General features: G+C 68.9%; 8 protein-coding genes. 3 read left to right on the top strand and 5 right to left on the bottom strand.

The features are described 5' to 3' along the window. Positions 1-67 precede the first annotated feature (67 nt). Positions 68-475, bottom strand: a complete 408-nt coding sequence (locus ACFWMR_RS42095; RefSeq protein ID WP_378276029.1) for a RidA family protein — start codon at positions 473-475, stop codon at positions 68-70. A 52-nt stretch (positions 476-527) separates the two neighbouring features. Here ACFWMR_RS42095 and mtnA point away from each other — a divergent pair, with 52 nt between their 5' ends. Beyond that, positions 528-1,493, top strand: a complete 966-nt coding sequence (mtnA, locus tag ACFWMR_RS42090) for an S-methyl-5-thioribose-1-phosphate isomerase (protein ID WP_378382438.1) — start codon at positions 528-530, stop codon at positions 1,491-1,493. Here the strand turns inward: mtnA and ACFWMR_RS42085 are convergent. The 4 genes from ACFWMR_RS42085 to ACFWMR_RS42070 all read right to left on the bottom strand — a co-directional run bounded on the left by ACFWMR_RS42085 (position 1,465) and on the right by ACFWMR_RS42070 (position 5,189). Continuing rightward, on the bottom strand, positions 1,465-2,286 hold the full coding sequence (locus tag ACFWMR_RS42085; RefSeq protein WP_378382437.1) for a nuclear transport factor 2 family protein: 822 nt from the start codon (positions 2,284-2,286) through the stop codon (positions 1,465-1,467). The genes mtnA and ACFWMR_RS42085 overlap by 29 nt on opposite strands. A gap of 220 nt (positions 2,287-2,506) precedes the next feature. After that, positions 2,507-3,727, bottom strand: coding sequence for a GNAT family N-acetyltransferase (locus ACFWMR_RS42080; RefSeq protein WP_378382436.1), 1,221 nt, complete (start codon positions 3,725-3,727; stop codon positions 2,507-2,509). Positions 3,728-3,780: 53 nt separating this feature from the next. Continuing rightward, positions 3,781-3,996, bottom strand: a complete 216-nt coding sequence (locus ACFWMR_RS42075; RefSeq protein ID WP_093933649.1) for a ferredoxin — start codon at positions 3,994-3,996, stop codon at positions 3,781-3,783. A 2-nt stretch (positions 3,997-3,998) separates the two neighbouring features. Then, positions 3,999-5,189 (bottom strand): cytochrome P450, encoded by a 1,191-nt coding sequence (locus ACFWMR_RS42070; RefSeq protein WP_093933650.1) that lies wholly within the window; start codon positions 5,187-5,189, stop codon positions 3,999-4,001. 127 nt (positions 5,190-5,316) lie between these two features. Between ACFWMR_RS42070 and ACFWMR_RS42065 the strand changes: the two genes are divergently transcribed. Together ACFWMR_RS42065 and ACFWMR_RS42060 are read left to right on the top strand one after the other, a co-directional pair. Further along, positions 5,317-5,883: a TetR/AcrR family transcriptional regulator gene (locus tag ACFWMR_RS42065; protein ID WP_093933651.1), complete on the top strand. Its 567-nt coding sequence runs from the start codon at positions 5,317-5,319 to the stop codon at positions 5,881-5,883. A gap of 40 nt (positions 5,884-5,923) precedes the next feature. After that, entirely contained in the window at positions 5,924-6,838 is a 915-nt protein-coding gene (locus ACFWMR_RS42060; RefSeq protein WP_378382435.1) for a phosphotransferase family protein, read from the top strand. Positions 6,839-7,052: the final 214 nt, after the last annotated feature.

The following is a 7,052-nucleotide window of genomic DNA, read 5'->3' as shown; positions in this document are numbered from 1 at the left end:
CCTTGAGGGACCCTGGGTCCCTCAAGGAGGCCTTCACGGACATCACATACGACAGCGGCGGGAACGGTCAGGCCGTGGCAGCGGTGACGTCGAGTTCGACGAGCTGCCCGGGGTAGCCGAGCTGCGCGACACCGAGCAGGGTGCTCGCGGTCGTGAAGGCCTCCCCGATCCCCGACTCGACGAACCGGTCCCACACGGCCGAAAGCACCTCGGCGTCCGGCGTCACCACGTAGATCACGGTGCGCACGACGTCGGCCGGGGTCGCCTTGGCGAAGGCGAGCGCGGCGGCGGTGTTCGCGACGACCTGGTCGACCTGCGCGAGCACGTCGCCTTCGACGACCTTGCCGTCTTCGGCGAGCGGGCACTGGCCCGCGAGGTGAATGTCCCGCCGTCCTTCGACGATGGTCACGTGGTGGTAGGTGGGCGTGGGGTGCAGACCGGGCGGATGGTGGCGTTGAATGGTCACGATCCGCATCCTCATCGAACCGGCTCCGGCCGGCCAACTGGATTTCCGGGGGAACCTCGCCATGCGCAGGACGATCGACTGGACCGGCGACGCGGTCACGATCATCGACCAGACCGTGCTGCCCGCCGAATACCGCGTGCTCGAACTGCGCACCGTCGGCGACCTCGTCGGCGCCATCCAGCGGCTCGCGGTCCGCGGGGCGCCGGCGCTCGGCGCGGCGGGCGCGCTCGGCGTGGTGCTCGCGACCCGCGCGAAAGGTGACGTCGAGGCCGAGGCACGGCGTGTCGCCCAGGCGCGGCCGACAGCGGTCAACCTGAGCTGGGGCGTCTCCCGTGCGCTCGCGAGGCTTTCGGAGGGGCCGGAAGCCGTCCTCGCCGAAGCGCTGGCGATCCTCGACGAAGACGAGCGGATCAACCACGAGGCGTCGCGGCTGGCGGCGGAAGTGGTGCTCGCGCACTGCGGGCAGAGGCCGTTGCGGCTGCTCAGCCACTGCAACGCCGGCCACCTCGCGACGGTCGCCTGGGGCAGCGCGCTCGGCGTCGTCTGGCATCTGCAGACCCGCGGCCTGGTCGAATCCGTGCTGGTCGACGAGACCCGGCCGCTGTTGCAGGGTGCCCGCCTGACCGCGTGGGAACTGGCCGAAGCCGGGGTCCCGTACCGGATCCAGCCCGACGGCGCGGCCGCCGCCGCGATGAGCCGCGGCCTGGTCGACTGCGTGCTCGTCGGCGCCGACCGGATCGCCGCCAACGGCGACGTCGCCAACAAGATCGGCACCTACGGCCTGGCGATCGCGGCGAAGCACCACGGGATCCCGTTCGTGGTCGTCGCCCCTTCGTCCACTGTGGACACAGCGATGCCGGACGGCGCCGGGATCGTGATCGAGGAACGCGACCCCGGCGAGGTCCTGAGCTTCGGCGGCATACCGGTCGCACCCGAAGGCGCGGAGGTGTTCAACCCCGCCTTCGACGTCACGCCGCACGAGCTGATCACCGCGGTGGTCACCGAGCAGGGCGTGCTGCGCCCGTGAGCAGCTTGGTGAACAAGGCGTTCGTCTCCACGTCGTCGTAGTTCAGCGGCAACGTGTCGAAGTAGTAGCGGACCAGCCCGGGTCCGGTGCCCACGATCAGCCCGAAGTCGATCGTCCGCCCTTTCGCCCTCACGGTTCCGCGGTACTCCTGGAACTTCGTGCGCGGACCGGCCGCCGCCTGATCGGGCACCAGCCGGACGTCGGACATCGCGCCCGACAGCCTGCCGAGATAAGCGAGGTGGCACACCGGATCCGTCACCGGCGTGGTCAGTCCCGGCCCGATGAACGCCGGTCCTTTCCTGGGGCAGTCGTCGGCGACGCCCGCGAACAGTTCACGGAGCGCGTCCTTTTCGATGGGGCGGAACCATTCCGTCCGATCGTGGTAGCGCCGCCCCTGGGTGACCTCGCCGTCCTTGAGCACCACCCGGTAGACGGCCGGATAGCGCACCGTCCGGCCGTCGATCACCGCTTCGTTGGCCGCCTCGTAGAAGACGGCGTCCCCGTTCACCACGATCTTCACCGGGGTGAACCGGAACGTCGGGAAAGCTCCCAGCAGGGTCCGCAGGTTGTTCTCGATGTTCGCCCTGCCTTCGATCGGCGCGGCGCTGCCCGATTCCGCCAGTGTCCCGTCAGCGGCGAAAATCGTGCCGTACAGCCGAACACGGTCTTCGCGTGCTTCGGGAGTGTCCGAGCGCATCGCCCCGAATTCGGTCTGTTTCGTGATGAAGGCGCAAGCGGACGGCGACACCGTGCCTTCGACCCGGTCGTCTGGCCAATCCTTGATTTCTCGCACTCGTTCACCTTGACAAGGCAAGCCGTGCGAAGTCGATTACCCGCGAGGTAATGAGGTGCTAGGCGCTGTCCCGTAAGTCCGTCCGCGGTCTTCGCGCCCAGGCGGCCCCTGACGGCACGGGCGATCCAGCCGAGTACAACCCGGTACGAGACTGAATCGCCCGTACCGCCAGAGACCACCTGGATCACGAAGCCCATCGAACGGACTTACAGGACAGCGCCTAGAAGGATTCCAGGCAGGACGGCTCGCGATCGGTCGCGAAGGCCGCTGTCGCCCGCGAAACCGCGCCGGCCGTCCGCTCCTTGATCCGGCCGGCCGCGGCCAGTGTGCTCGGCCGGGTGCCGCCGAGGAAGATCGCGCCGAGGTCGATCACATCCAGGTCGAGATCCGGGGCGTCCTCCACCCGCGTCACCTCGGCGTTCCCGTCGCCGTCGGTGGTGAGCCGCCAGTTCCCGGTGTTCCACGGGCAGAAGGCGTCGTGTACGCCGAACACCAGATCCACCGGCGCGTTGTAGCGGCGGGTGACCAGGGCGCGGTCGACGTCGACGAGCCGCACCCACAGCGAGTCGCCGCCGGACCGGCTCATCTTGCGGGGATCGGCGAGGATGTGGATGAGCGGTTCGTCGAGGGCGGCGTTCAGCTCGATCGTGCCGATCAGGTCGTAGTCGAGCAGGAAGCGATACAAAGTCGCGTACGCCCGCGGTGTGGTCGCGACGAGTTCGTGCAGCGTCAGCGTTCCGCGCGGCCCTTCCTCGTCCCAGTCGCTCTTCACGCGGTAGATCGCGTAACCGTCCGACAGCACGGCGAATTTCATCTCCGTCGCGCCGTTGCGCCGGACCTCCCGGTCGTCGAGGTTGAATTCCCACGCCGACTCGGGCCGGTCGAGCGCGCCGACCCGCAGCGGCGCCTCTTTCTCGTAGATCGCCTTGATCAGCGGGATCGCCTCTTCCCGCGCGACTTCCCGTACCCGTTCGGTTTCGAGTTCGACACCCGGCCGGAACGCGGCCTTCGACCGGAGCTTGGCGCGGTAGAACTGCGCCCCGAGGCCGTAGCCGAAGCGGGGGTAGATGACCGACTCGGACGCCCACAGTGCGGCGATCGCTTCACCGCCGTCCTCGTGCAGGCCGTGCAACTGCGCCCGCATGATCCGGGTGAGCACGCCCCGCCTGCGGTGGCCCGGGGCGACACCGATCGAAGTCACCGCGGCGATCGGCGTCTGCCCGGCACCGGGAACGGTGATCTTGCGGGTGAGCAGTTCACCCGATCCGATGAGTTCGTCTCCGTCGAAGACACCGTGCGAACGCTCAGGCTCGAACACCAGCCCTTCGCGGTATTGCAGGCCTTCCGCGTTGTCCGAGAGGAACGCCCTCACGAGCACGGAGGAGAACGCGGGCAGGTCGTCGGTGGTCAGGGTTCGGATGGCCAAGCTGTCGTCGCTCACCCAGCCGTCCTACGCCGTTTCACCGACGACCGCCACGCATTAAAGGGCGACTATCAGGGCCGCGGCCCGATCACCGCACCGTTTTCCAGCACCTCGATGGCCATGGCGGGGCAGGAGTCCGCCGCGTCCAGCACCATCTCGTCCGGGTTCACCTCCCCCTCGACCACCGTCGCCGTCGCGCCTTCGAGTTCGAAGACCTCCGGCATCAACGCGGCGCACATCCCCGAGCCGATGCACGTGTTGCCATCGACCTCGACTTTCCAGCTCATGCTCACCATCCGATCGGCATGGAGCGGGGCCCCCGCACCAGCATCTGCGTCTTCCACACGATATCGCCGCCGAGGCGCAATCCGGGAAGATCTCGCAGCAAAGCGCGCAAGGCCTCTTGCAGTTCCAGCCGGGCCAGCGGGGCACCGAGGCAGTGGTGCACGCCGTGCCCGAAGCCGAGATGAGGGTTGGCTTCCCGGCCGAATTCGAGGGTTTCCGCCGAGGTGAACTGGAGCGCGTCCCGGTTGGCGGCACCGATCGCGACCATCACCGGCTCGCCCTCCTTCACCAGCACGTCACCCACTTGGACGTCTTCGGTGGCGTAGCGGGCGAACCCGGCTCCGGCACCCAGCGGGACGAAGCGCAGCAACTCCTCGACCGCGGCCGGGATCAGATCCAGGTCCGCGCGCAGGCGGGCGAGCTGCTCCGGCTGTTCGAGCAGGGCGTAGACGAAGTTGGGGATCTGGCTGGCGGTGGTCTCGTGCCCGGCGACCAGGATGCCGATGCACATGTCGACCAGTTCCAGCTCGCTCAGCTTGTCGTGGACGTCGCGCGCTTCGATCAGCGCGGTCATCAGGTCGTCCTGCGGCTCGGCGCGGTGCTGCTCGACGAGCACGTGCATGTACGCCCGCAGCTCGTCCTGGTTGGCCATCATCTCTTCGGTGGTCAGCGGGCTGGTCGACAGCGCGGCGTCGCTCCACACGCGGAACTTCGGCCGGTCCTCGACGGGGACACCGAGCAGTTCGCAGATCACCGCGACCGGGATCGGCAGCGCGTAGTCCTCGACCAGGTCGGCGGGCTGCCCCTTGGCCTTCATGTCCTCGATCAGGCCCGCCGCCAGCTCGGCGACCCGCGGCCGCAGCGTTTCGACGCGGCGCATGGTGAACGCCTTCGCGACCAGCGTGCGCAGCCGGGTGTGATCGGGCGGGTCCATGCTCAGGATCCCGCCGGGCCGCCTGCCCGGCGCCATCCGAGGCTCGTCCTTGTCCACGGCCATGGCGCGGGAGAACCTCCGGTCGCCCAGCACAAGGCGCGCGTCGGCGTACCGCACGGCGAGCCAGGCCGGTTCACCGTGCGGGAGCCGGACGCGGAGCATGCCCTTGGTCTCGCGGGCGGTGGCGTAGGCCGCGTCGAGTTCGAGACCCGTGTCTTGATTGAAGGGATAAGCGACGAATTCGGTGTCAGTGGTGGTCATTTGTCCGGAAACCCCCCGGCTCGGCGGTTTGTAAGCAACTGCTTACAACGCTAACCACGATCACGGTGAGCGTCAATGCGCCTACCGTGCGACGCCCCGCTAGCCTGTGCGGACCCGGGGAGGCTCGATGACGGAAGAACCGCAGGCCCGCAGGCGCGACGCGGCCGCGACCAAGGCGGCCTTGCTCGACGCGGCGGCCGCGCTGTTCGCCGAACGCGGCTTCGACCGGACGACGGTGCGGGACATCGCGAAGCTCGCCGGAGCCAACCAGGCACTGCTGTTCCGCTACTTCGGTTCGAAGGACGCGCTCTTCGAGGAGGTCCTGGCGCGCGGCGGACGCGAGCAGATCGCCACCACCCCACCGGGCGAACTGCTCGGAACGGCGTTGCGCAGCATGCTGGAGTCCGACACCGGCCGTGATCGCACGCTCGACGCCTACCTGCGTTCGACGGGGCACGACAGCGCGGCGGCCGCGGTCCGGCGGCAGCTCGGCGAGGAGTACGCGAAGGTGCTCGCCACGCTGACCGACGCCGACGACGCGGACCTGCGGGCCGACCTCATCCTCGCCTGGTTGCTCGGGATCGGCCTGGTCCGCGAGATCACCGGCAAGGAACCGCTGGCCAGCGCGGATCCCGAAGACGTCTGCCGTCTCGTGCTCGGCGCGGCGCGGACGCTGCTGGAGCGCAGCGGGTAATTGCGTCGCCGTCTCCGGTCCGCTGTTCTACGGTCGGTGCGTGATCTCGTTCCCGCCCGCCGGCACCGAAGCCGAGTTCGACGCGCTGACCAGGCAAGACCTGCTTCCGGCGGTGACGTCGCTGACCGGGTCGCTCGGTCTCGGCGAGGTCGTCCCGTTCACCGAGGGCTCGCTGCCGGTGTACGCCGTCGGTGACGATCTGGTGCTCAAGCTGTTCCCGCCGGTGCATCTCGACGAGCTGCCCACCGAGCGGACGATGCTCGAGGTCCTGCACGGGAAGCTGCCGATCCCGACCCCCGCCGTACACGGCGTCGGCGAACGGGACGGCTGGGGCTACGTGCTCATGGAGCGCCTGCGCGGCGAAACACTGAAGGACGCCTGGCCGAAACTGTCCACAGAGGACCGGAACCGGCTCGCTCCCGAGCTCGGCGAGACACTGGCCGCCCTGCACTCGCTGCGAGACCCGCGTCTCGACGTCCTCGATCCGCCGGACTGGGCCACCTTCGTCGCCGAACAGCGCGCGAACGTCGTCGAGCATCACCGGCGGACCGGGCTCGACGAAAGCTGGATCGCGCGGATCCCGGCGTTCCTCGACTCCGTCGACCTGGGCAGCCCGCCCGTCGTCCCGCTGCACACCGAGTTCATGCGCGACCACCTCATGGTCACCCACGACGGTGAACGGCCGCGGCTGACCGGGCTCTTCGACTTCGAACCGGCGATGCGGGGCGCGGCCGAATACGACTTCGTCGCCGTCGGCCTGTTCGTTTCCGGCGGGGACAAGGACTTCCTGCGGCGGCTGCTCGCCGGGTACGGCTCCGAACCGGACGAGGAGTTCTCCCGGCGCTGCCTGGCGTACGCGTTTTTGCACGTCTACAGCAATTTCACGTGGTACCTCAAGGTCCTTCCGGCGCCGGAGGAAGCTACGCCGGACGCCCTCGCGCGCGCCTGGTGGTGAAGGGCCCATGCGCTGACCTCAGGTGTCGCGAAAGCCACTTTCACAACACCAGGCGCGCCGGACAGCAATGACCTGGGCGGGCCGAGTCAATACTGCCGCGTGACCGAGTGGACGGCACGTGTGATCAGACGGACGACACGCGTGGCCAGACGGACGACACGCGGTCGGACTCACCGGTCTCCGAGTGTAGGCCGGCCCATCACGCGTGTCGTCC

The organism is Amycolatopsis thailandensis, from assembly GCF_042723255.1.
GTDB lineage: Bacteria > Actinomycetota > Actinomycetes > Mycobacteriales > Pseudonocardiaceae > Amycolatopsis > Amycolatopsis thailandensis.
The sequence above is the reverse complement of the archived record's forward strand: the minus strand, read 5'-3'. Positions and strand labels throughout refer to the sequence as shown.

What these genes read in the sequence shown, in the direction of transcription:
- ACFWMR_RS42075 (WP_093933649.1), bottom strand. Translation starts at nt 3,996, where the DNA reads ATGAGCTGGAAAGTCGAGGTCGATGGCAACACGTGCATCGGCTCGGGG.
- ACFWMR_RS42070 (WP_093933650.1), bottom strand. Translation starts at nt 5,189, where the DNA reads ATGACCACCACTGACACCGAATTCGTCGCTTATCCCTTCAATCAAGAC.
- ACFWMR_RS42095 (WP_378276029.1), bottom strand. Translation starts at nt 475, where the DNA reads ATGCGGATCGTGACCATTCAACGCCACCATCCGCCCGGTCTGCACCCC.
- mtnA (WP_378382438.1), top strand. Translation starts at nt 528, where the DNA reads ATGCGCAGGACGATCGACTGGACCGGCGACGCGGTCACGATCATCGAC.
- ACFWMR_RS42065 (WP_093933651.1), top strand. Translation starts at nt 5,317, where the DNA reads ATGACGGAAGAACCGCAGGCCCGCAGGCGCGACGCGGCCGCGACCAAG.